This is a genomic window from Ralstonia nicotianae, assembly GCF_018243235.1.
Lineage (GTDB): Bacteria > Pseudomonadota > Gammaproteobacteria > Burkholderiales > Burkholderiaceae > Ralstonia > Ralstonia nicotianae.
The window spans coordinates 1,963,192-1,985,547 of sequence record NZ_CP046675.1 but is presented as its reverse complement, the minus strand read 5'-3'; the positions used below and the strand labels follow the sequence as shown (position 1 = coordinate 1,985,547).

The following is a 22,356-nucleotide window of genomic DNA, read 5'->3' as shown; positions in this document are numbered from 1 at the left end:
GCTATTGCACCGTGGCGGCATCCACCCAGGAGAACCCCAGCGCCGAGATGCCGTTCATGACGGACTGGAAGTCGGCGAAGCCCGGCTCGTTCAGGTCCGGCTCCAGCCAGAACGGGTGGAAGAACCACGAGGCGAAGCCGTCCCGCACGACCACGGCGTACTGCGCGTTGGCCAGGATGTCCTGCGCGGTGTAGGTCAGGCACGAAGACGGATCGATGTTGCAGATGTTGTACTCGATGTTGCCCAGGTTCTCGGGGATGACGCGCTGCCCGTAGTAGTCCTTCTTGATGATGTACGGGTAGAACTGGCCGACCGAGAAATCGTGGCCGGGCGCCGTCGAGGTCAGCGTCTGCGGGTTGTCGGACGTGTAGTACACCACCCGCTGGTACACCGATTTGAAATACCGCGGCACGGCCTTCATCGACAGCGGCGACGACTGGTAGTGCGGCGCCTCGAACGCAAACGGCTGATACCCGTTGAGCTGGAATTCGAGCAGGCCCGACGACAGCCGCTGCGCCGCCCACTGGGTCGAATCCTCGTTCACCGGACGGTTCTGCGTGGCGAGCCAGAACTCGAAGTCATTGGCGCTGACGGCGTTGATGAGGTTCGGGATGTTGCTGTACTGGTGCGTGTAGCCATGCATCAGCACCTTGCCGCCGCGCACCTTGGCGTAGTTGAGCGACTGCTTGAGCCCGGTGGCGTTGACCAGGTGGATGGTCTGCGACACCCCGCCGTTGTAGACGCCGTTCGGGTCCTTGTAGAGCGGAATGGCGGCAACCGAGAACGGGATCTTCTTGTTGTACATCCAGTCCGTCAGCGTCTTCATGGTCGACACCGAGACCGTCGCATCCACGTCCTCCAGGCGGATCATCGCGCGGTGCAGCGTGGGGGCATTGGTGCCCAGGATGTCGTGCAGCATGTCGCAGACGACGAGGTAGCGGTCGCGCGGCCCGATGTACGAGAACGGCATGTCGGCGAAGTACCAGAAGTTGCCCGAACGGATCACGTACGGCGCGGTTTCCTGCGTGGTCGCATTGGTGATGGTCACCAGGCTGCCGGCCTTGGTCGCGTCCGTCACCGAGGTCACGCCGATGTCCGGGTCGGCGCTGATGAGGCCGGTGGCGGCATTGAAGGCGTAGTACTTCGTCATCGACAGGTTCTTGTAGGTCACCGTGTCGAAGAAGCCCGGGTTGGGGTTGCTCGACGACGGCGCCACGTTCATGCCGCGCAGGCCGGCGAAGCTGATGCCGTAGCGCGAGGTGAACGGATAGGCTGTGTTCCAGGCCAGCTCCCACAGGTTGTACTTGAACCATACGATGGTCTTCTGCGTGGTGGACACATCGCTCAGGAACGCGGCGGGAATCGGGTTGTTGTAGTAGCTCCCCAAGTAGAACGTGGCCGCGTACGACTCGGTCATGCCGGCGGTGTAGTTCTGCACCGGCAGCAGGGTGACCTGGGTGTTGAAGTGGCCGAGCAGGTTGTACAGCATGATCGCGTACGCGAAGCCCAGGTTGGTGTACTGGTCGTTCGGCGGCGCGTCGTACATGACCAGGACATTGGCCGTGGTGGTCTGGGCCCGGGCCGGCGAGCCCACGTCCACCGACGCGCAGATCGGCCCGAGCTGCAGGGTGCAGGCCTGGGTCGGGGCCCGACCGGTCATGCTCAGCGACAGCGAGGCGCAGAACAGGCTCGCCCCCAGCGTCAGCGCCACGGCGAACTTGCGCAGAAATGTCTTCATGATGGCCCTCCGGCTCAATCGCGGTGTACCGAGCCGTCCGCCTTGCGGAACTGCCCGACGTTGAAGTTGGTCCCCCGCTCATGATTGGCCTCGGTGAGGTCCTCGTTCGGCACGCCGGGATGGACGTGGGTCACCACGCCCGGCAGCGGCGGCGGCATGACCCGTCCGTCCGCGCCCATCACCCCCGGACCGGGCTTCTTCGGGCCCTTGCCGTTGCTCTGCACATCGCTCTTGCCGCCGGCATCCGCTGCGTGGATGGGCGCCGGCAGCATCCACCCCGCAGCCAGGACGGCCGCGATCAGCCATCCACCCGCGAATCGATTCGTTTTCATCGAAGCCTCCTAGCCGTTCAGGCGTTGTATCGACGGCCCTGGCGCCATGGCGCGTGCCGCATCCAGATTGATCACTTGCGCCGCCGCATCGAGATGGACCAGCCGCGGACCGCGCTGCGCGTCCTGCGCCGGCGCGGACAGCGCCGTCATCAGTGCTTCGACGATGCGCCGGCAGGCCTGCCCATCGCCATAGGGATTGTGGGCGTGCGCCATGCGCAGATAGGCCGCGCTGTCGTCGAGCAGCGTCTCGGCTTCGTGCACGATGCGGGCCGTATCCGTTCCCACCAGCCGCGCGGTGCCGGAGGCGACGGCCTCGGGCCGCTCGGTGGTCTCGCGCGTGACCAGCACCGGCTTGCCGAGCGCGGGCGCCTCTTCCTGGATGCCGCCGGAGTCGGTCACGATCAGGTAGGCGCGGTCCATCAGGTAGACGAACGGCAGGTAGTCCTGCGGATCGATCAGGTGCACGTTGTCGTGCCCGCTCAGGATGGCGCGCACCGGCTGCTGCACGTTGGGATTCAAGTGCACCGGATAGACGATCTGCACATCCGGATGGCGCGCCGCCAGCAGCCGCAGCGCCACGCAGAAGCGCTCGAACGGCTCGCCGAAGTTCTCGCGCCGGTGCCCCGTCACCAGGATCAGCCTGCGGCCCGGGTCCAGGAACGGATAGGCCGAGGCGACGCCCGCGGCCAGCGCCGGCTCCGAATCGAGCCGGTGCTTGACGGTGAGCAGCGCGTCGATGACGGTGTTGCCGGTCAGCGTGACGCACTGCGGCTCGACGCCTTCGTCCAGCAGGTTCTGGCGGGATTCGGCGGTGGGCGCGAAGTGCCAGGTGGAGACGGCGTCGGTCACGCGCCGGTTCAGCTCTTCCGGCCACGGCGACCAGACGTTGCCGGTGCGCAGCCCCGCCTCCACGTGCCCCACCGGAATGCGACGGTAGAACGCCGCCAGGCTGGCGGCCAGCGTGGTGGTGGTGTCGCCATGCACGAGCACGGCATCCGGCGCATAGGCATCGAGCACGCCGTTGATGCCGCCCAGCACCGACGACGTGACATCGGACAGCGTCTGCCCCGAGCGCATCACGTTCAGGTCGAACTCGGGCACGATGTCAAACAGCTGCAACACCTGGTCGAGCATCTCGCGGTGCTGGGCGCTCACGCACACCGACGAAACGATGCCCTGCTCAGCCTGCAGCGCCTGCACCAGCGGCGCCATCTTGATGGCCTCCGGGCGCGTGCCGAATACGGTCAAGATCTTTTTCATGGTTGGCTCCCCCCCTTTTGTCCGCCTGTCTTGATGGCAGTGCGGCCTTGTGCGCGCCCGGCTGGTGCCGGACGCAGACTCGGATCAGAGCGAGGGTCATGCCATGTCTGCCGGGCCAGCGTCGCGACGCCCTTGCCGGACAGCTGCCGCGACACGCTTCGCCGAATGGCGCGCCCGCAGCGTCAAAACCGTTTCATCCGTGACACGCGGCGGCGCCGCGCGGCCTCAGAACCACAGGATGGCGCGCGCCACCACGCCCTTGGCGCGGTCCGCATGCGTGAGCGCCATGCGGAACTGCACCGTCAGGTCGAGCCAGCTCGCCGGCGCGGCGTACTTCGATTCGCGGAACCAGTAGCGGAAGTTCACGCCCGGCCCGATGCCCGCCGCCAGTTGCCGATCTGCCTTGTTGTCGTGATCGCCCGCCAGCACGATGTGCGGATACACGGTCAGCCGGTCGCTGATGGAATCGAGGCGCCAGGTATGGCCGTAGCGCGCCTCGCCGCTCACGATGAGGCGGCCGGCGTTGACGAAGTACGCGCCCTCGGCAAACACCTGCCAGGTCTGCCAGCGCGGCTTGGTGACCTGCAGGTCGATGCCCTCGTCGCTGGAGTAGCCGATGCGCAGCAGCGTGTCGTTGACGGACTGGTTGCCGATCTTGACCAGCCGCTCCGCGGTGAAGACCAGATTGGCGTCCTTGATGGGCTTGTAGCGCGCGCCGACGGAGCCCTGCGCGGTCGGCATGCCGATCGGCGCGCCGGAGCCGTCGTGCAGGTTGTCGTACCCGCGCGCGAAGACCTGCAGGATGCGGCCATCCTGATAGCCGATGCCGGGGGGCTGCCAATACACCTCCGCACCGCCTTGCAGGATGCTGCGGTTGGAGGGCAGACCGAACGCCGATGCCTGGTAGGCGGACGACAGCACGGCGCCCCACGTGCGCTGCATCTGCTCCACCTCGCGCCGGTAACCGAAGCGCCGGTCGGGCGGAAGCGGCTGGCTGCCGGTCGGATCGCCACCGCCGGCTCCGTCGTCGGCACGGTCCGCGTCCGCGTGGTCGAGGCTGGCGCGGAACAGCGAGATGGCCGTGGGGTTGTCGCCCAGGCGCTTGGCGGCGTAGGCGGCATCGGCATAGTGGGTCCAGTTGCCCTCGCCGGTGGCGAAGCCGCGCTGGAAGGCATCGAGCGCGGCGCGATCGTCGTGCGCACGCAGATGGCCGTACGCTTCGTTGAGCGCGCGCTGGCCGATCACGCGCGGATCGTTGGCGGGCAGCGCGGCGGCATCCTGCGCTGCCCCGGCATTCGTGGCCTGGGCGAACAGTGCCCGGGCATAGCCCTGGCGCACCGGATCATCCGACTGGGCGCCGGCCAGCGCGGCCGCGTGCGCCGCGCCCTCGCGGTCACCGGCCTGCAGGCGTGCCTGCGCGAGCCGGATCTGGATGTCGGGGTCGGGCTGATCCTGCAGTGGCGCGAGAGCCCGCAGCGCGGCGTCGGGATGCTTGGCGGCATAGGCGCTGTCCGACCACGCCAGGCGCAGGTTGCGCTGTTCCTGCGGGGTCCAGTCCGTGCCCTCCAGCGCCCGGGCGAAATCCTGCTCCGCGACCTCGGGCTGCTGGGCGCGCTGCGCCAGGAAGCCGTGCTGCGCGTAGACCCGTGGCTGGTCCGGAAAGCGCGCCAGCACGGCATCGGCCTGGGCGCGCGCTGCCTCCAGCTGGCCTTTGCGGGTCAGCACATCGAGCAGCAGCAGGTTGAGCTGGAGGTTGTCGGGCTGCACCCCCAGCGCCGCGCGCGCCGCCTGCTCGGCCGCATCAAGCTGGTTGGCGGCGATGGACTGGTAAGCGCGATCGGCATGGCGATAGGCATCGGGCGACAGCGGCTGCATCGCCGCCGGCTCGGCCAGCGCGCCGTGGCAGAGCGCCCAGACCGCCATCGCGATCGGCCAGCGCAGCCGCGCCGGCAAGGGGCGGAGGATGTGTCGAGCGGCGGTCATGCAACACCTCCGGCAACGTTGGGATTGGAATGCGGCGACTCCGCGCAGGGCCGACTGGCCGGCGCGGGCGCGGCATCGGCCACCACCGGCGCCGGACCGCCCGCGCCCTGGACCGCGCTTGCCAGCGCTTCCACCGCCAGCGTGGCCGAATAGGCCGACGGCCCGAACACCACCGTGGCGCGCCGGCTCGGGTCGGTCATCCATGCCAGCTCGGCCGACATCTCGTGATCGCACGCCATGAAACAGGACACCTTGCGCCCGGCTGCCCGCGCCAGCTCTTCCAGCACCTCGCCGTCGGGCAGTTCCGACACGGCAATATTGAGCGAGCCGTCCTCGCCGATGGAAAACGGCACGACATGATGGCGCACCGCCAGATCGCGCGGCAGGCAATCGACCAGCGCGCCGAGCACGACGTTGGTCAGGCTCACGCGCGGCAGGTCGGCCTGCTCGGCCAGCGCATCGGCCAGCATGTCGGGCGTCACCAGGCCCTGCTGCAGCAAGACCTGGCCGAGCCGCGTGCCGGTCTGCCGCTGGATCGCCAGGGCCTCGTCGAGCTGCGCCGGCGTCAGCGCCTCCCAGCGGATCAGCGTCTCGCCCAGGCGGCAGCGCACGCGCCCGAGTGCGTCGTTGGACAGGTAGGTGTGCTGGGTCTTGTCCCAGGCGATCGGCTTGCCGGTCATGCAGTAGATCAGGAAGATCTTCCACGCCCGGCACACCGAGAAGAAGTTGATGAAGTTGTTGACCACCAGCCTGGGCAGGCACAGCACGCCCTGCAGCGGCCCGTTCAGCCGCCCGACGAAGTACACCCGCTGCGCCAGCCGGTTGACCAGCAGGACGGCATTCACGGCCAGCACCGACTGCATCCACGGCGACGCCATCGCAAGCTGCGCGCCGTCCAGGTGCAGCCAGCCGGCGCGCCACGCCCAGGCAAGCAGCAGGTAGTTCAGCGACAGCACATACGCGATGATGGAGAACAGCGCCGTCACCACGCCCTTGCGGTCGCGGAAGAGGAAGTAGCGGGCGATCAGGTCGCCGTCCCACCCCATCTGCAGCCAGCCCTGGAAGGCGATGCCCAGGATCCAGCGCGCGCGCTGCCGATACGCGGTGCGGAAGGTGCTCGGAAAATATTCGCGGGTGGCCAGCAACTGCGGCCGCACGCCGTGCCGGTGCCCCACGCGCCAGCGCGTGCGCGGCTTGCCGCTCGCATCGGCGGCCGGCGCCGCGCTCTCGCAGATCGGAAAGCGCACGAACGCCTCGCGCATGCCCAGCTCGTGCAGGCGGAAGCTGAAGTCGTAGTCCTCCGTGAGCGTGCCGGTGTTGAACGGCGCATCGCCGCGCACCTTCATCACGGCCTCGATGGCGCGCCGGCTGTAGCACAGCGCCACGCCCGCGCCGGGCACGGTGCCGGTCAGCGCCTCGCGCGCCACCAGGTCTTTCTGGTGGGTCTCGCTGAAATCGTCCATGTAGGTGCCGGCCACCCACTCGTACCACTTGCGCTCCAGCGACAGCACGGGCAACTGCACCAGGTCCTGGTCGCCGATGAAGTAGTTGAAGTACTTCAGCTCCAGCGGGTGGATCACGTCTTCGCAGTCGTGCATGATCACGCCCGCGAAGCGGATGCCGTGCCCCGCCTCGTAGCGCACGATGGTCTGGATGAGGGTGTTCAGGCAGTCCGCCTTGCAGGTCGGGCCATCGTGCGCGACGGTGGCGCGCACCACCCGGCCGGGATAGCGGCGCACCATGCGGTCGACCTCGGTGGTGGTCTCGGCATCGTTGCGGTAGGCGCCGGCGAAGATGATGTAGCGGGTGTACTCCATCGTCGCCAGGGTGTTCTCCACCATCTTGGCGATGACGTCGTATTCCTTCCAGGCCGGCACCATGATGGCGAGGTAGCGCTCCTCGCGCTCGCGCAGCGTTTGCGCGGAAATGGTGGCGGGCAGGCGGCTCGCGCTGCGCCACAGCCAGAGCTCGCGCACCCAGTAGAAGGCATCCAGGAAGAAGTCGTCGGCGGTGCTGATGAGAATGACGAGCGCCGTCGCCACGGTCATCGTGTTGAGCAGCGCCAGGTAGGCCTCCCACACCGCGTGACTCATGACGCCTCCCGCCTACCGGCGCCCGAACGGTATGCGTGATTTCCCCCAGTCAGAGCGATGGCGCTCATGGCTTCCCCCGTTTTTGCTTGTTATGGGCACGTGGCGCAAACGCTCTGCGCCACGGCATCGGACCGCCTTCAGGGGCGATCGCTGACGATGCACGTTCTGTGGCTCGTTTCCGGGGAACGCAACGCGAGGACCGTACCAAGCGCCGCCAGGGCGCATGGTTATGCGGTGCAGCGCACGGTGGAACACCGCTCGCGGGTGAGGGACATGCGGGTTTGTTGCACGGCTGAACGCTGCGGCACCGCCGACGCGCAGGGCAGTGCGGTGCCGCGTTGCCAAGATGGCGGTTGGGTCATCCCGGCAGCGTAGAAACCCGCCCTACGAACGGCGGAGGCATGCCGGCATTCCGCGCTGGGCATTTGGGGGAGAGGCGCGGGCCGAAACAGCCCGCACGGGGAACGTGCCGACAGCCCGCCGATGCCGGCTCCGGAGGACAGCCTTGCCGGGCAAGGCTTCGCGGCAAGCGCAAGGAAACGCCCGCCGCAAAGCAAAACGGCGAGGCTCGCGCGCGAACCTCGCCGGACGGCAAGCACTACCGTAGGCACAACCTCCGCTCCGGCACGCAGGCCGAACCGGTTGCAACGCTGAAACAGCGCGGCGATGACAGCGCGGGTTTATCGCACCGTCAGGCAATACAGCACTGGAGACCGGCCGTCAGAACTGGGTCCAGTCATCCTGATCGACCGCCGCCGACAGGGCCAGCTTGCCGCCGGCCGGTTCCGCCGGCGCCGGCGCCGGCGATGATGCCGCCTTGGCAACCGGTGCCTCGGCAGCGGGTTTGCGCGGCGCACGCGCACGCACCGTTGCAGCCGGCTTGCGGACCGCCGGCCTGGCGACGGTCGCCGCCGCGGCAGGCTTGGCCGCCGCCACGGCACGCACGGCCGGCGCGGCGGCACGCACCTCGCCGCCGCCTTGCGGCAGGCGGAACGAGGCCACCGTCTCGCGCAGCAGGCGCGCCTGCTCTTCCAGCGATTGCGCGGCCGCCGCGGCCTCTTCCACCAGTGCCGCGTTCTGCTGCGTCACCTCGTCCATCTGGTTCACGGCCTGGTTGACCTGCTCGATGCCCGAGCTCTGCTCGTCCGACGCCGCGCTGATCTCGCCCATGATGTCCGTCACGCGCTTGACCGCCACCACCACTTCGTCGATCACCGTGCCGGCCTCGGCCACCAGCGTGGTGCCGTTCTCGACCCGGCCGACCGAGTCCGAGATCAGCTCCTTGATCTCCTTGGCCGCCCCCGCCGAGCGCTGCGCCAGGCTGCGCACCTCGCCCGCCACCACCGCGAAGCCACGCCCCTGCTCACCGGCCCGGGCCGCTTCCACCGCCGCGTTCAGCGCCAGGATGTTGGTCTGGAATGCAATGCCCTCGATCACGCCGATGATGTCGGCGATCTTCTTGCTGCTGTCGTTGATGCCGGCCATGGTCTCGACCACGCGGCCCACCACCTCGCCGCCCTTGACCGCGATGTCCGAAGCGTTGACCGCCAGCGTGCTCGCCTGGCGCGCGTTGTCCGCGTTCTGCTTCACGATCGAGGTCAGCTCTTCCATGCTGGAAGCCGTCTCTTCCAGCGAGCTGGCCTGCTCTTCCGTGCGCTGCGACAGATCCATGTTGCCGGCCGCGATCTGCTTGGTGGCACTGGCGATCGAATCGCTGCCGCCGCGCATCGTCTCGATGGTCCGGATCAGCCCGCGCTGCATGTCCTGCAGGCCGCGCGTGAGCGCGCCCATCTCGTCCTGGCTGGTGACGACGATCTGCTCGGTGAGGTTGCCACGCGAGATCTCACCGAAACTGCCGAGCATGCGGCTCAGCGGCACCGAGATCGCCCGGTCCAGGCCGAACGCACAGGCCACCGCCGAGAGAATCCCCACCACGATGGCACCGATGATCAGCCACAGGAAGTTCTGCGAACGCGTCACAGCCCCCTCGTAGGCAGCCTTGGCCTGTTCGGCCTGGTTGCGGTCCAGCGCATCCACGGCGGCCGACAGCGCGACGAACATCGGCGGAATCACGGTCATCACCGCCTTGTCGACGGCGGCGGCATCGTGAGCGCGCAGCGCGGTGACCAGCGGCTCGATGCCGTCGCGGAACAGGGTGGTGCGCTTGGCGTCGACGTCGGCGGCCAGGCGGGCCTCGTCGGCGCTCATCGGCAGGCCCTTGTACTGTTTCCAGGCGTCCTCGGACTTGGCGCGGTACGCGGCGGCCTTGTCGATGACGGCCGGCACATCGGCAGCATCGATATGGAACACCGCGCGGTCCAGCGTGGTCCGGATCACGGCGGCGTTCAGCTGGGCCTTGGAGACCAGCGAGGTCGAGGCGAGCTGATTGCTGTAGATCTCGCGGATGTTCGCGTCGGAGGCGCGCATGCCGATCACGCCGATGGTGCCGATGATGGCGAGCAGTGCGCCAAGCAGCACAAGGGCGGCGTTGAGTCGGAAGCGGATGGAAAGTCGGTTCAGCATGGCAGTCGGGGCGGGTTGGGTCGCTCCGACTTATATCGGCGGGCCGATCCGGTTTCTGAAGCCGGGCCGGCCGCCGCCGCCCGCCTTGCATCGGCGCGGCGGCTTGAAGTGCTCAGTACGGCACCGCCATGCCGTTTTCGATGCGTGCCCGGTCACCCACGCGCAGGCCGTTGGGGTTGCTCTGCGTGAGCGCTGTCACGGAATTGTCATTCAGGCGCAGCACCACGCGGTACGCCTGCCCGGTCGCGGTGTTGCCCTCGATGGTGTTGCCGGCCAGCGCGCCCGCCACGGCCCCGCCGATGGTGGCCACCGTATTGCCGCGCCCGCCACCGATCTGGTGTCCGACCAGCCCGCCGACCACGCCGCCCAGCACCGCGCCCACCCCGGTCGGCGTGCCCCGCACCGGCACCATCTCGATGCGGTCGACCACGCCGTAGCGGTTGTCCGCCGGCGCCTGGTAGGCCGGAGCACCGCCATAGCCACCCTGACTGCCATTGCCCGGATACGGAGAATAGTTCGGCGAGGAATACGCCGGATACGGCTGCGGCGTGTCGGGCGTGCCCGGATTGCCGTAGCCGTTGTTGTAACCACCGCTGTTGTAGCTGCTGTCGTACCCGCTGCTGTAGCCGTTGCTGTAGGGCTGGCCGCTGATGGTCGTACCGCCGTAGCCGCCGCCGTAGGCCGGGCTGCTGCCCGCCGCATAGCCTGCGCCGTACCCCGCGCCATACGCCGGATAGGGCGCGGTCACGCAGCCGGCGAGTCCGGCCGCTGCCACCGCCATCGCGGCCACCGCCGCCCATCGTCCCACCCGTCCTGTCCGGCTGTTGCGCGCCGGCTTGTCTGTCGCTTGCATGATTGATCCCGTCGTTGTAGCGAGGCGTCCGTCCGGACCGCGCGCGGAGCGTCCGCGCACCGGGCCGCCTCTTGCCGCAAAGTCTATGCCGCGCCCCGGTGCCGCCGTGCAACCAAACCCGCTCATCGGTAACGGCGTGTAACCGCATGCGCGGCAAAGCGATCGGCATGGCCGCGGACCGCCGCGCTATGATCGCTGGGCGCCGCGCGGCATCCGAAAGACGCGGCACGTTCCCGCCCCTCCTCACCATGCAACCCACGCTTCTGATCCTGATTGCCATGGCCGCCGATCATCTGGCGCGCATCGGCCAACACTTCCACGTCATCTATGCCCCCACCCGCGCTGAGCGCGACGCAGCCGTCACGCGCGATGGCCATGCCGTGCGCGTGGTGCTGACCAACGGCTCGACCGGCCTGAGCGCGCCGGAGATCGCCGCCATGCCGGCGCTGGAGCTGGCCTGCGCGCTGGGCGCCGGTTACGAAAACATCGACGTGCAGGCCGCCCGCGCGCGCGGCGTGGTGGTGGCCAACGGCGCCGGCACCAACGACGCCTGCGTGGCCGACCACGCGATCGGGCTGCTGCTCGCCACCGTGCGCGGCATCCCCAAGCTGGATCGCGCCACGCGCAACGGCATCTGGCGCGACGACATCCCGCTGCAGCCGGGCGTGTGGGGCAAGCGGCTGGGCATCGTCGGCCTGGGCACCATCGGCCTGCAGATCGCGCGGCGCGCCGCCGGCTTCGACATGCAGATCGGCTACCACAACCGCAAGCCGCGCGAAAACGTGCCCTACCGCTACTTCGATGCGATCGGGGCGATGGCCGAATGGGCGGATTTCCTGATCGTCGCCACGCCGGGCGGCGCGCAGACGCGCCACCTGGTGAACCGGGACGTGCTGGAAGCGCTGGGCCCCACCGGCTACGTGGTCAACATCGCGCGCGGCAGCGTGGTGGATACGGCGGCGCTGGAAGCCGCCATCCGCGCCGGCAGGCTGGGCGGCGCCGGGCTGGACGTGTACGAGAGCGAGCCCGCGCCGCCGGCCGGGCTGCTGGACCTGGAGCAGGTCGTGCTGACGCCGCATATTGCCGGCTGGTCGCCGGAGTCGATCGCAGCAACGGTGGACCGCTTCCTGGAGAACGCCCGCCTGCACCTGGCGGGCGAGGCGGTGGTGTCGCCGGTCTGAGCCGCGCCTCGGCCGGCCAGGGACCCTGCGGAGAGACACCCATAGTTCACGGCACGGCACCCTTCCCGCGGCAATCAAGATTGCCAATCCAGACTGGGGCGAATCCGCATTTTCTATTGCGGAACGGGGAACGATTCAATGGCCATCGCACCCTGATGCCGGCAAAGGGGTTGGCCACAGCATAGCGCTGGGCACGGCAAGCGCATGGGCAATCGAACGGGCGGAGAGGTTGCCGACAAACGGGCGCCCGCCCGGTGATGTGCGCGGCCGCGGTGGAATCGGGGAAGCGGAATGCCGTGCCCGGCGGTAGAACGCCGGTTTCGGATCCAGTGAGGCGGATTGTCGGCTGGTCATCCATGCGTCTGCACCGGTTTTCCCGCAGCCCTTCATCTTCTCGCTCGCGCCGGCGGCATTGCCGCATGCAATCACGAAAACCACGATTGCGCTTGTGCTCAACGGGAAAGCCCTTTTAGTACGCAAACGCCCGAATCTCAAGGGAGCCTCTGCATAAATCAGAAGTTTCTCAGCGAGGCTTAAGCAAATCATTGACTTCAATAATCCGCCATTCCGGAGAAGTGATGAATGCAATGCATCCCCGGAGAATCGAATGAACTTAATTTCAGTACAAATGCTTGACATTGACATTGATATTGCATCTGATGCAGTATCACGCTGCGCGCAACCCCTTAACCGGAAACGAGGATGCGCGCTCCACCTGCCCTAAATTCATTTTCGTTAAAAATGAGCATCAATATGACGATTTCCTTGAAAAACATAACGATAAATCATGAATTGACCGCTAGCGAGGTCGAGCCGATCGCAGCCAACGTCAAATATGCGCAGCGTAACGACGTCGAGGTAGAGCCGACTGTAGCCAACGTGAAGTACGCACAGCGCAATGACGTCGAGGTAGAGCCGGTGATGGCCAACGTCAAGTATGCGCAGCGCAACGATGAAGAAGCAATGGCTGTCGCCGAGGCTGCCTGAAAGGCGCGGTAATGCGCATGCATTGCCGAATCCGCTTCTTGAGCAAGGGGCTTTGGCCTCTTGCTCACTTATCCATGTTTCTCTGAACGGAGAATCGAATATGGCCGCATTGTTGTCGCCGCAATTTGCGAAAGAATCATGGGGTAAGCAAGCGACAGAGCTGGCCATATCGCAGATCCCATTCAACGATCAAGATGTGCTGGGGGCGCTCAAGGAATATGCGATGTGCGCGAACGACCTTCGATCCCGCAACGCTCAGTCCGAAGCCATCACCGTTTTCAATGGAAAACGCACGTCAGCGCCGCGCCCTGATTTTCTTGCGCTTCCCACTGATAACACACTCGACGATTATGTATCGAGAATTGGGCGCCTTGCTGGCAACGACGAGTGGGCGGTCATGTACTATGGGCTTCATGCGGCAAGCCCCAACATCTGGGATGTCGCCAAAGCTTTTTCCGACCAGCTCGCCTTGTCAATAGGCTATCGTCCTGGTGGCCGCGTCGATATTGATTGCTTTATCGGGCGATATTCATCCACCTATGTTGGGATCCATGCGGATCATGCGCATAACTTCGGGTTCACCTTGCGCGATGGAAAAACGATGTTCACCTGGCCCGGAACCCGGTCGGATCTCGTTGGCGTGCGATTTCCAGACTATGAATCATTCAAGTCCGAAGGCATTCCACTTGAGAACAAAACGAATCGAGTCACCTATTTCCCTGAGGACTGGCTTCACGTTGCCGAAACAAAATCCGATGTCTCGATCAACGTGAATATCGCTTTTTGGGAAACCGGCAACGATTCTCAGCAAAACGCGAACTACGTGAAGGGCCTGCTCCAGGCGCCCAATCGTACCCGCCATGACGTGCGTTCCTCAGGCATCGCGAGCCTGAACCCCGATGATGCGCTGCTGCTTTCATCCCTGAAGGCCCTGCTTGACGGCGCGTCTCTGAAAAGACGCATGATGATTTCTCAGCTCATCTCGGACACCAGCAGCCGCTTGAATGTCGGCCGTCCAATCGTCGAAGTCGAAGCACTGGACGATGTCATCGCCCTCAACGCCGTCAGCACCCTGCAATGGATACCGGTGTTGCAGGAGGGAGAGGTCCTGGTCGCGGCCAACGGCCACTGCGGCAGCTTCAGATACAGCCGCGCATTGCACGACTTTCTGAATTGCCTGTCCGCCGGTCAGCCAGTGAACATTTCGGATCGATCGAGCGGGAAAGACAAGCTGCTTAACGATGATCTCCTGAGTGTTGCCGCATCGCTGGCGCGGTGGGGAGCGCTTTGATGGGCATCAGAGGCCGATGGGCGCTCGTTTTTATTGGCATCTCCCTGTCGCTTGGCAGCTTCGCCGATGAAGCGGCTCAAGTGACCTTTGCCCTGAGGCTGGCGGACCACACTTCCTCGGTATCGATATTGCTCGCCGCCGGCCTCATCGGAGGCATGCTTTCCGGCCCGATCGCACCCATGATCCTCCAGCGGATCGGGCCTCGCAAAGCGATTCCCGCGGTATTTCTCCTTCAGTCGATTCTGATCGCGGTCGCGTCCTTGGCCAATCAGTTCTGGAGTTACGTCGTCGTTTCACTGGCGCTCGGATCCACGGGGTCCCTTCAGTGGGGGGCCATCATGGTCGCCATTCCAAGCTACACAAACGACGAGCGGTACATCGATCGTGTCAACCGGATCACGCAATCGGTGCGGAACATGGGTTACGTGGGCGGCCCGGCTCTCGGCGGACTGCTGTACGGCATGGCCGGGCGTTCACGGGGGCTGTTGCTGCTGGCATTGTTGGTGTTGGTCGCCGCGCCTGTCACCGCGCTATGTTTCAAGGTGCTGGATTCTTTCAGCCAGAAATCCGATCAGACGCCCACGCAAGAAAAGCAGAAGGGCCGATTCGACCTGCCCGATCTCTTTCGCACAGCCGGCGTCATCCGTGCGGTCGCTCCGTTGCTGATGACCGTCGTGCTGACATCCACGCTCAATGTGCTGTTGATCTTTCGAGTTCGCACCGAGCTGCAGTTCAGTGCCGAGATCTACGGATTCGTTATCAGCGCGTTGAGTGTGGGGCTGATCGTCGGTCCCGTGGTTTTTTCCGGGATGTTGGCGCGGTTCGGCGACGCCGCCGGCGCCTCCATTGCCGCCAGTATCATCGGCTTCGGCATTTTATGGCTCGCGTTGAGCGACGCGGCATGGATCATCATGTGCGCGACGTTTCTGATTGGATCGGCAAACGGCATCCAGAACGCGCTCACCGCAAGTTTCATGATGAAGGCAATCGATCCGCAGCGGCGCGTCAACCTGATGCCGGCCTACATATTTTGCATCCAGACTTCGGTATTTCTCGGCTTCCTGAGCGCCGGCATGGTCAGTACGGCGCACGTAAGCATGGCGCTCGTGGCTGTTGGCGTCGCAACGGCGATCATCGGTGCATGCGGCTTCGCGTTGAATGTCAAAAACCGACCAAGCATGATTACAAAAGGAGCTTGATGATGAGTGGCATAGGACGCTTCGGATCGAAGCCAGGCGATACGAAATCAATCAAGCTGCAAGCCCCTTTGGATCGCATCGTGGCATCGGGCATCGCGGATCTCAGAGTCAGCCACTACTACTTCGACGAGCCGCTATTCGACGAGTATGAATTGACGACAGTCCGTGCGACATGGGATTTTTCCGCCGCGGAATCCATTGTCCGGGATGGGCACAATATTCTCGATCTGGGCTGCGGCGATGGTCGGCTGCTACTGCACCTCGCCGAGAAATTTTCGCTGAAGGAAAGCTTTGGCATCGACATCTCCCCCGTCGCCATCGATCGCTTCAATGCGTCCATCCATCACAGCCACGTTCACGCGCTCCAGGGCGACATATTTGATCTGCCGGCACCGATCACACAACGACGCTTCGACGTCGTCACGTTTGGCGATGCGACCGTCAATTTCATTCTGGACGACGATAAGCTCGAAGTGCTGTTGCGTAGCGCGAAGGCGCAACTGCGCGACGCCGGATCGAGGATCATGGTCGCCGTCTTCGGTGACGGAACACCCGAGCGTCTTTCGTTCATGGACAAGCGATGCACGGTGGTGCCATTTCGGCGGAGCAACGGGGAAGCCGCGCTCATCTGGTGGGCCTACAAATACGACAGCGACAAGCTGATCATGCATCGATCGGTCTTTGCGCAATCGGGACGGAATGAAAACGGGAATATCGAAGGAGTCGTATGCGATCTTCGAGACCGGATGTGGACGCCGTCGGCACTCGTCCCCATCGCGGAGGCCAGCGGCCTCACGGTCGACAAAGTGATCGCATCCGAAGTGCAAGACGGGACCGCCGTGGGCATGGCGACGGCAATCGTCATATTGAAATCGGCTTGAACCACCATGAGAACCGATCCGATCCGACCAAATTTTTATCAAGGCACGGGGGGATATGCCTGGCAGCTCGCCGAATATCTCCAGGGCGACCAGGCCGACGGCAATGGCAGCTACACGCTGAGCAAGTCAATGCCACCGGCATTGCGGAACCCGCTCGCAACCTGTCCTGAATTCCTGGCTCCAGACAGCTCGGTCAGATGGTCCAAGTCAGCGCGCATTACCCGCAATACGCCTCGGCTTGTCGGTGCGCGGGGGATTCGATCATCGCTTGTCGTGGTTGAAAGCGCGCAGGCGTTTGGCGGGTTTCGCCATGAAGACGTTCAGGCGCTCGCGGAAGGGACAACCGTGGGCGCGTTGCCGGGTATGGAAATCAATGGCGTGATGCATGAGGCGGGCACGCTATTGGTCGCGCTATATCGACATGGGTTCATCGAGACTGACCAGGCGTTCCCGGCATCGCCTCCGGTCCGCTACATGATCGAACCCACCTGCATCGTTGCCGACGCCCCCGGGATCGGCCGCGTAGCCATCAACCAGCTTAACGGTCGAACCATTCGATTGAGCGAAGCTTCTCAAGGCATCTTCTCCCCGGACAAGCTTTTGAACGAGATACCGGAATCACTGCACCCGAACATCGTCCACTTTGTGGAGGCCGGCATGTTGCGATTGATTTCTGGAGGGAACGCCCGTGCACATGATTAGACCCGGAATGGGTACCGAGAACAGCGCCAGTCTGATCTCGGCACTCATCCGCATGACCCGCCCCGCAACAGTCGTCGAGATAGGTGCCGGCGACAGCACGATTTTCATCGCGAAGGCGCTCCAGCAGGCGCGGCAGGATTGGCAACACGACAAGGATTTACTGGATACCTCGACATGGCAGGAGCGCAGCGCGCTTCTGGATCCGACCGGAATTCCCGATCGCTATCAACCCAGGCTGATCACCATTGACGACTTCACAGCCGAAGGCTCCTCAGCCGAAGAAGCATGGAATGCATTGAAGGATCACGATGTCGACACGGGCCTCGTTACATTCGTCAAAAGCAACTTCTACGCACTCGACGAAGCCACCATCGCGTCATGGGGAGCGATCGACATCGCGTGGATCGATGCGGGCACGCCGGCCGACGATGTCCGCTTCGTCGCGGCGCTTTGGGAACATGTCGCGCCTGGCGGATACCTGTGCCTGCACGAGCCAACCATGTTGACCACCGTCAGTATGGAGGGCGCACAACGTGTTCGCAGAGTCAGAACGCCGATCTGGGAAGAGCTGTTTCGCAGGCTGGACGATTCATTCGAGCTGATCACACTGCCGGAGTTGCACAAATACCGCCAGAGTGGCTTGGGTATCGTCCGCAAGCGTCAACAAAATGAACGCGTGCTCCGTTCGCAGCCGCTGCAGTCCGAGCTTGTCGAACTGGGAGACATTCCAATTCGCAGCAGCTATTTGCCGATTGGCGAGGAGGCGTTGAAGCGGCGTCTTCGCAAAGACGCCATCCTTGCCGCGATGACGTCGCGCGAAACGCGCTCCGTTTATGCTGCGATCGTCCTCGGCGTCAATCGCCTTGCCGATATCGTGGAGAGCGTCGGCATCGATGCGAAGGCCGTCAGCAAAATCGTGACCCGGTTGCTGAGCATCGGCCTGATTCAGCGAGATGCGCGTGGATTTTCGGATGTCGGCACAGTGTGGGAAGAGATTGCCGATCGACAGCATCGCAGCGCTGAAGATTTGAGCGATCGGCAACTGGAAACGGATCTCACCATCGAAAAGATCGCGACGGCTTTCGCCCCGGATGCCCACTACACCGAATCGGAGATATCCAAGATCTGTCAGTTGTTCACAACCGATTACGCCCGGCTGAGGCGATATCTTGTCGATCGCGGTGTGCTGCAACGTCAAAATAACGTATATCGACGGGTTCTGTCGCCATAAGGCGGACGGTATTCAACTGATTGCCAGTGTTTGGGAGTCGCCCGAATTTGTCTGCGAGTCGCACCGGGAGTGGACTTCCAGCCAGACCTCATTGCGCCGCCCCTCAGGTGGCCCGATAACGCCGCCCGCTGGCACCAGCGCCTTCGCCAGTCCAATGCCGAGCGCGTCCTGCAGAATGAGCCGGCCGAGCACCACGAGCACGAAGCGCAGCAGCATCGGCCCCCCCGGACTTTGAGGCTCGACCGCTTCGCGTTCAGGCCGATCGAAGCAAAGCACGCGAGCATCAGCGGGGTTTGCTTCGACGTGTCGAAGCGCACTTCCAGACCGCTTCGCCGCGCAATGTGGTCAGCGCGAGCGCAACAGCAAGGCCTCCGACAACGGCGCGGGCTGACCGGCTGCCCACCGCTGCCGGCCGCCCGTCACATATACTGCGCGCTACCTTTTCCCGTTTGCCGGAGACATCCGATGCCTGACCCGACGTACGACAACCAGAACATCTTCGCCAAGATCCTGCGCGGCGAGGCGCCTTGCATCAAGGTCTACGAAGACGAGCACACGCTGGCGTTCATGGACATCATGCCGCAGGCCGACGGCCACGTGCTGGTGCTGCCCAAGGAAGGCGCGGCCGAGCTGTTCGATCTGTCCGACGATGCCGCCGCCGCCGCCATCCGCACCACGCGCAAGCTGGCCCGGGCCGTGCGCCGCGCCTTCACGCCGCCCGGCATCGCCGTGTTCCAGCTCAACGGCAGCGCCGCCGGCCAGACCGTGCCGCACGTGCACTTCCACGTGCTGCCGCGCTACACCGACACGCCGCTGCAGCCGCACGCCCGCGTCCAGGCCGACACCGACCGGCTCAAGGCCCAGGCCGAGCAGATCATCGCGGCACTGCGGGCCGACTGACGCCGCCTACCGCACGGCGGACGCCGCAGCCGCGTCCGCCGGCGCCGCCACACCATCGCGACTGTCACGGCTGTCACGGCGGTAAGCCAGCCGGTACAGCACCGGCAGCACCAGCAGCGTCAGCGCCGTCGACGACAGGATCCCGCCGATCACCACCGTCGCCAGCGGACGCTGCACCTCGGCGCCGGTCCCGGTGGCCAGCGCCATCGGCACGAAGCCGAGCGAGGCAACCAGCGCCGTCATCAGCACCGGGCGCAGGCGCGTCAGCGCCCCTTCCCTCACCGCCGCGTCGACCGGCTTGCCGTCTTCGCGCAGGCTGCGGATGAAGCTCAGCATCACCAGCCCGTTGAGCACCGCCACACCCGACAGCGCGATGAAGCCCACCGCCGCCGAGATCGACAGCGGAATGCCGCGCAGCGCCAGCGCCACGACGCCGCCGCTGAGCGCGAACGGAATGCCCGAGAACACCAGCAGGCCGTCCTTCAGGTTGCCGAACATCATGAACAGCAGCGTGAACACCAACGCGAGCGCCAGCGGCACCACCACCTGCAGCCGTTCGGTGGCCGACTGCAGCTGCTCGAACTGGCCGCCCCACGCCATCCAGTAGCCGGCCGGCAGGCGGATCTGCGCATCAAGCGCGCGCTGCGCTTCCTGCACGAACGAGGCGATGTCGCGCCCGCGCACGTTGGCGCTGACCACGATGCGGCGCTTGCCGTCTTCACGGCTGACCTGGTTCGGGCCGGTCACCTCGTGCAGCGTGGCGACCTCCGACAGCGGCACGTAGCCCTGGCCGTTGGGCAGCGCGAGCGGCAGGCGGCCCAGCGCGGCCGGATCGCTGCGCGCCGCTTCCGGCAGGCGCACGACGATGCCGAAGCGCCGGTCCCCCTGGAATACCGTGCCCGCGCCCTTGCCGCCGATGGCGGCGGAGACCGTGTCCTGGATCGCGCCGATGGCCAGCCCGTAGCGCGCCGCCTTCTCGCGATCGATGTCGATGTTGAGGAACGGCAGGCCGCCGGTCTGCTCGATCTTCACCTCGGCCGCACCCGCGAGCCGGCCGAGCTGGGCGGCGATGGCCTGGGCCTGCTTCTCCAGCACGGCCATGTCGTCGCCGAACAGCTTGACGGCCACGTCGCTGCGCACGCCCGAGATCAGCTCGTTGAAGCGCAGCTGGATCGGCTGCGAGAACTCGTAGGCATTGCCCGGCAGCGTCTCCACCGTGGCGCGGATGTCGGCCAGCAGCTGGTCGCGGTCGCGCCGCGTGCCGTCGGGCCCGGCCGGCCAGTCCTGCTCGGGGCGCAGCATGATGTAGCCGTCGGAGATGCTGGGCGGCATCACGTCGGTAGCGATCTCGGCGGTGCCGGTGCGGGCGAACACGCGCGCGATCTCGGGAAACTTCGCCTTGAGCGTGCGCTCGATCTGCATCTGCATCTCGAGCGACTGCGCCAGGCCCGTGCCGGGCACCCGCATGGCCTGGATGGAGAAGTCGCCTTCGTTCAGGTTGGGCACGAACTCGGCCCCCAGGCGCAGGGCCGCGACCAGCGAGACGCTCACCGCCACCGCGGCAAAGGTCAGCACCACGGCGGGTGCGGCCAGCGCACGCTCCAGCAGCGGCGCGTACATCCGGCGCGCCCAGCCCATCAGGCGGTTCTCCTTCTCCGCCACGCGCTCGCCCATGCCCAGCGCCACCGCCGCCGGCACGAAGGTGATCGACAGCACCATGGCCGCGGCCAGCGCCAGCACCACCGTGATCGCCATCGGATGGAACATCTTCCCTTCCACGCCCGACAGCGCAAAGATCGGCAGGTAGACCACCATGATGATGAGCTGGCCGTACAGCAGCGGCCGGCGCGCCTCGCGGGCGGCCTGGAAGACCTCTTCGAAGCGCTCGGCGCGCGTGAGCGGCCGGCCGAGCGCGTGCTGCGCATGCGCCAGCCGGCGCACGCAGTTCTCGACGATCACCACCGCGCCGTCGACGATGATGCCGAAGTCCAGCGCGCCCAGGCTCATCAGGTTGGCGCTGACCTTGGCCGACACCATGCCGCTGAAGGTCATCAGCATCGACAGCGGAATCACCAGCGCCGTCAGCACCGCCGCGCGCAGGTTGCCGAGGAAGAGGAACAGCACCGCCATCACCAGGATCGCGCCCTCCAGCAGGTTCTTCTTGACGGTGGCGATGGCCTTGTCGACCAGCACGGTGCGGTCGTAGACCGTTTCCACGCGCACGCCGGCCGGCAGCGTGCGGCGGATCTCCCGCATGCGCTTGTCCACCGCCTGCGCGACGGTGCGGCTGTTCTCCCCCATCAGCAGGACGGCCGTGCCGAGCACGACTTCGCGGCCGTTGCTGGTGGCCGCGCCGGTGCGCAACTCGCTGCCGCTTTCGATGGCGGCGACGTCGCGCAGGCGCACCGGCGTGCCGTTGGGGCTGGCGATGACCACGTTGCCGATGTCGGCCGCGTCGCGCAGCTGGCCGGGCGCGCGCACCAGGTACTGCTCGCCCCTGCGCTCGATGTAGCCCGCGCCGACATTCGCGTTGTTGCGCTCGAGCGCGGTCACGATATCGGCCAGCGTCAGCTTGTACGAGGCCAGCCGCTCCGGGCTGGTCGCGACCAGGAATTCGCGGGCAAAGCCGCCGATGGTGTTGACCTCCGTCACGCCCGGCACGTTGCGGATCTGCGGGCGGATCACCCAGTCCTGCAGCTCGCGCAGGTCTGCGGGCGTGTAGGCGGCGCCGTCGGGCTTGCGCGCGCCGGCGTCGGCTTCGACGGTCCACAGGTAGATCTCGCCCAGGCCGGTGGAGACCGGCCCCATGCCCGGCGAGATGCCGTCGGGCAGTTGCTCCTTGGCGGCCTGCAGGCGCTCGCTCACCAGTTGGCGGGCGAAGTAGATGTCGGTGCCCTCCTTGAAGATCACCGTCACCTGCGACAGACCGTAGCGCGACAGCGAGCGCGTCTGCTCCAGCTTCGGCAGGCCCGCCATCGCCGTCTCCAGCGGATAGGTGATGCGCTGCTCGGTCTCCAGCGGCGAGTAGCCCGGCGCCGGCGTGTTGATCTGCACCTGCACATTGGTGATGTCGGGCACCGCATCGATGGACAAGCGCGTATAGCTATAGACGCCATACGCCGCGGCGCCCAGCACGGCCAGCAGCACCAGCCAGCGCTGAGCGATCACAGCGCGCAACAGACGTTCGAACATGGCGCCTCCG

The 22,356-nt window shown here is 65.8% G+C and carries 17 protein-coding genes; 8 read left to right on the top strand and 9 right to left on the bottom strand.

Translation table 11 applies throughout. The features are described from left to right. Position 1: 1 nt before the first annotated feature. The 7 genes from GO999_RS24490 to GO999_RS24460 form a co-directional block, all read right to left on the bottom strand. Positions 2-1,738, bottom strand: coding sequence for a DUF2334 domain-containing protein (locus GO999_RS24490; protein WP_011003815.1), 1,737 nt, complete (start codon positions 1,736-1,738; stop codon positions 2-4). A gap of 14 nt (positions 1,739-1,752) precedes the next feature. Continuing rightward, positions 1,753-2,070, bottom strand: a complete 318-nt coding sequence (locus GO999_RS24485; protein ID WP_016724651.1) for a hypothetical protein — start codon at positions 2,068-2,070, stop codon at positions 1,753-1,755. 9 nt (positions 2,071-2,079) lie between these two features. Beyond that, a complete protein-coding gene (gene wecB / locus GO999_RS24480; RefSeq protein WP_016724652.1) occupies positions 2,080-3,330 on the bottom strand; it encodes a non-hydrolyzing UDP-N-acetylglucosamine 2-epimerase in 1,251 nt (416 codons plus the stop codon). 225 nt (positions 3,331-3,555) lie between these two features. Next, positions 3,556-5,313, bottom strand: a complete 1,758-nt coding sequence (locus GO999_RS24475) for a bacteriophage N4 adsorption protein A (protein ID WP_020829745.1) — start codon at positions 5,311-5,313, stop codon at positions 3,556-3,558. Further along, positions 5,310-7,406 (bottom strand): glycosyl transferase family protein, encoded by a 2,097-nt coding sequence (locus GO999_RS24470; protein WP_165592087.1) that lies wholly within the window; start codon positions 7,404-7,406, stop codon positions 5,310-5,312. Before GO999_RS24470 ends, GO999_RS24475 begins: the two co-directional genes overlap by 4 nt. A gap of 720 nt (positions 7,407-8,126) precedes the next feature. After that, positions 8,127-9,929, bottom strand: a complete 1,803-nt coding sequence (gene mcpM / locus GO999_RS24465) for a methyl-accepting chemotaxis protein McpM (protein ID WP_211906992.1) — start codon at positions 9,927-9,929, stop codon at positions 8,127-8,129. Positions 9,930-10,041: 112 nt separating this feature from the next. Continuing rightward, positions 10,042-10,782, bottom strand: coding sequence for a glycine zipper 2TM domain-containing protein (locus GO999_RS24460; RefSeq protein WP_043876822.1), 741 nt, complete (start codon positions 10,780-10,782; stop codon positions 10,042-10,044). 248 nt (positions 10,783-11,030) lie between these two features. Between GO999_RS24460 and GO999_RS24455 the strand changes: the two genes are divergently transcribed. The 7 genes from GO999_RS24455 to GO999_RS24425 all read left to right on the top strand — a co-directional run bounded on the left by GO999_RS24455 (position 11,031) and on the right by GO999_RS24425 (position 18,254). Next, entirely contained in the window at positions 11,031-11,963 is a 933-nt protein-coding gene (locus GO999_RS24455) for a 2-hydroxyacid dehydrogenase (RefSeq protein WP_028854150.1), read from the top strand. 753 nt (positions 11,964-12,716) lie between these two features. After that, positions 12,717-12,950 carry a hypothetical protein gene (locus tag GO999_RS24450; RefSeq protein WP_020829750.1) on the top strand — a complete coding sequence of 78 codons (234 nt, stop codon included), beginning with the start codon at positions 12,717-12,719 and terminating at the stop codon, positions 12,948-12,950. 100 nt (positions 12,951-13,050) lie between these two features. Beyond that, positions 13,051-14,241 carry a hypothetical protein gene (locus GO999_RS24445; RefSeq protein ID WP_016727659.1) on the top strand — a complete coding sequence of 397 codons (1,191 nt, stop codon included), beginning with the start codon at positions 13,051-13,053 and terminating at the stop codon, positions 14,239-14,241. Beyond that, positions 14,241-15,440, top strand: a complete 1,200-nt coding sequence (locus GO999_RS24440) for an MFS transporter (protein ID WP_019719261.1) — start codon at positions 14,241-14,243, stop codon at positions 15,438-15,440. The genes GO999_RS24445 and GO999_RS24440 overlap by 1 nt, the downstream gene beginning before the upstream one ends. Further along, positions 15,440-16,321, top strand: coding sequence for a class I SAM-dependent methyltransferase (locus GO999_RS24435; protein WP_016727660.1), 882 nt, complete (start codon positions 15,440-15,442; stop codon positions 16,319-16,321). The genes GO999_RS24440 and GO999_RS24435 overlap by 1 nt, the downstream gene beginning before the upstream one ends. Positions 16,322-16,327: 6 nt before the next feature. Beyond that, positions 16,328-17,023, top strand: coding sequence for a hypothetical protein (locus GO999_RS24920; RefSeq protein WP_209317637.1), 696 nt, complete (start codon positions 16,328-16,330; stop codon positions 17,021-17,023). Between the two features lie 7 nt (positions 17,024-17,030). After that, positions 17,031-18,254, top strand: a complete 1,224-nt coding sequence (locus GO999_RS24425) for a DUF2087 domain-containing protein (RefSeq protein ID WP_019719263.1) — start codon at positions 17,031-17,033, stop codon at positions 18,252-18,254. 12 nt (positions 18,255-18,266) lie between these two features. Here GO999_RS24425 and GO999_RS24420 read toward each other — a convergent pair whose 3' ends face one another. Next, a complete protein-coding gene (locus GO999_RS24420; RefSeq protein WP_011003800.1) occupies positions 18,267-18,470 on the bottom strand; it encodes a hypothetical protein in 204 nt (67 codons plus the stop codon). 249 nt (positions 18,471-18,719) lie between these two features. On the opposite strand from GO999_RS24420, the gene GO999_RS24415 reads away from it, so the two are divergent. Further along, positions 18,720-19,154 carry an HIT family protein gene (locus GO999_RS24415; RefSeq protein ID WP_011003799.1) on the top strand — a complete coding sequence of 145 codons (435 nt, stop codon included), beginning with the start codon at positions 18,720-18,722 and terminating at the stop codon, positions 19,152-19,154. Positions 19,155-19,160: 6 nt separating this feature from the next. Here the strand turns inward: GO999_RS24415 and GO999_RS24410 are convergent, their stop codons facing one another. Beyond that, positions 19,161-22,346 (bottom strand): efflux RND transporter permease subunit, encoded by a 3,186-nt coding sequence (locus GO999_RS24410; protein WP_019719264.1) that lies wholly within the window; start codon positions 22,344-22,346, stop codon positions 19,161-19,163. Positions 22,347-22,356: the final 10 nt, after the last annotated feature.

Excerpts from the sequence above, each read along its gene's own strand:
- GO999_RS24445 (WP_016727659.1), top strand. The coding sequence starts at position 13,051 with ATGGCCGCATTGTTGTCGCCGCAATTTGCGAAAGAATCATGGGGTAAG.
- GO999_RS24435 (WP_016727660.1), top strand. The coding sequence starts at position 15,440 with ATGATGAGTGGCATAGGACGCTTCGGATCGAAGCCAGGCGATACGAAA.
- GO999_RS24415 (WP_011003799.1), top strand. The coding sequence starts at position 18,720 with ATGCCTGACCCGACGTACGACAACCAGAACATCTTCGCCAAGATCCTG.
- GO999_RS24920 (WP_209317637.1), top strand. The coding sequence starts at position 16,328 with ATGAGAACCGATCCGATCCGACCAAATTTTTATCAAGGCACGGGGGGA.
- GO999_RS24420 (WP_011003800.1), bottom strand. The coding sequence starts at position 18,470 with ATGCTGCTGCGCTTCGTGCTCGTGGTGCTCGGCCGGCTCATTCTGCAG.
- GO999_RS24455 (WP_028854150.1), top strand. The coding sequence starts at position 11,031 with ATGCAACCCACGCTTCTGATCCTGATTGCCATGGCCGCCGATCATCTG.
- GO999_RS24470 (WP_165592087.1), bottom strand. The coding sequence starts at position 7,406 with ATGAGTCACGCGGTGTGGGAGGCCTACCTGGCGCTGCTCAACACGATG.
- GO999_RS24485 (WP_016724651.1), bottom strand. The coding sequence starts at position 2,070 with ATGAAAACGAATCGATTCGCGGGTGGATGGCTGATCGCGGCCGTCCTG.
- wecB (WP_016724652.1), bottom strand. The coding sequence starts at position 3,330 with ATGAAAAAGATCTTGACCGTATTCGGCACGCGCCCGGAGGCCATCAAG.
- GO999_RS24475 (WP_020829745.1), bottom strand. The coding sequence starts at position 5,313 with ATGACCGCCGCTCGACACATCCTCCGCCCCTTGCCGGCGCGGCTGCGC.
- GO999_RS24440 (WP_019719261.1), top strand. The coding sequence starts at position 14,241 with ATGGGCATCAGAGGCCGATGGGCGCTCGTTTTTATTGGCATCTCCCTG.
- GO999_RS24450 (WP_020829750.1), top strand. The coding sequence starts at position 12,717 with ATGACGATTTCCTTGAAAAACATAACGATAAATCATGAATTGACCGCT.
- GO999_RS24460 (WP_043876822.1), bottom strand. The coding sequence starts at position 10,782 with ATGCAAGCGACAGACAAGCCGGCGCGCAACAGCCGGACAGGACGGGTG.
- GO999_RS24425 (WP_019719263.1), top strand. The coding sequence starts at position 17,031 with ATGGGTACCGAGAACAGCGCCAGTCTGATCTCGGCACTCATCCGCATG.
- mcpM (WP_211906992.1), bottom strand. The coding sequence starts at position 9,929 with ATGCTGAACCGACTTTCCATCCGCTTCCGACTCAACGCCGCCCTTGTG.
- GO999_RS24410 (WP_019719264.1), bottom strand. The coding sequence starts at position 22,346 with ATGTTCGAACGTCTGTTGCGCGCTGTGATCGCTCAGCGCTGGCTGGTG.
- GO999_RS24490 (WP_011003815.1), bottom strand. The coding sequence starts at position 1,738 with ATGAAGACATTTCTGCGCAAGTTCGCCGTGGCGCTGACGCTGGGGGCG.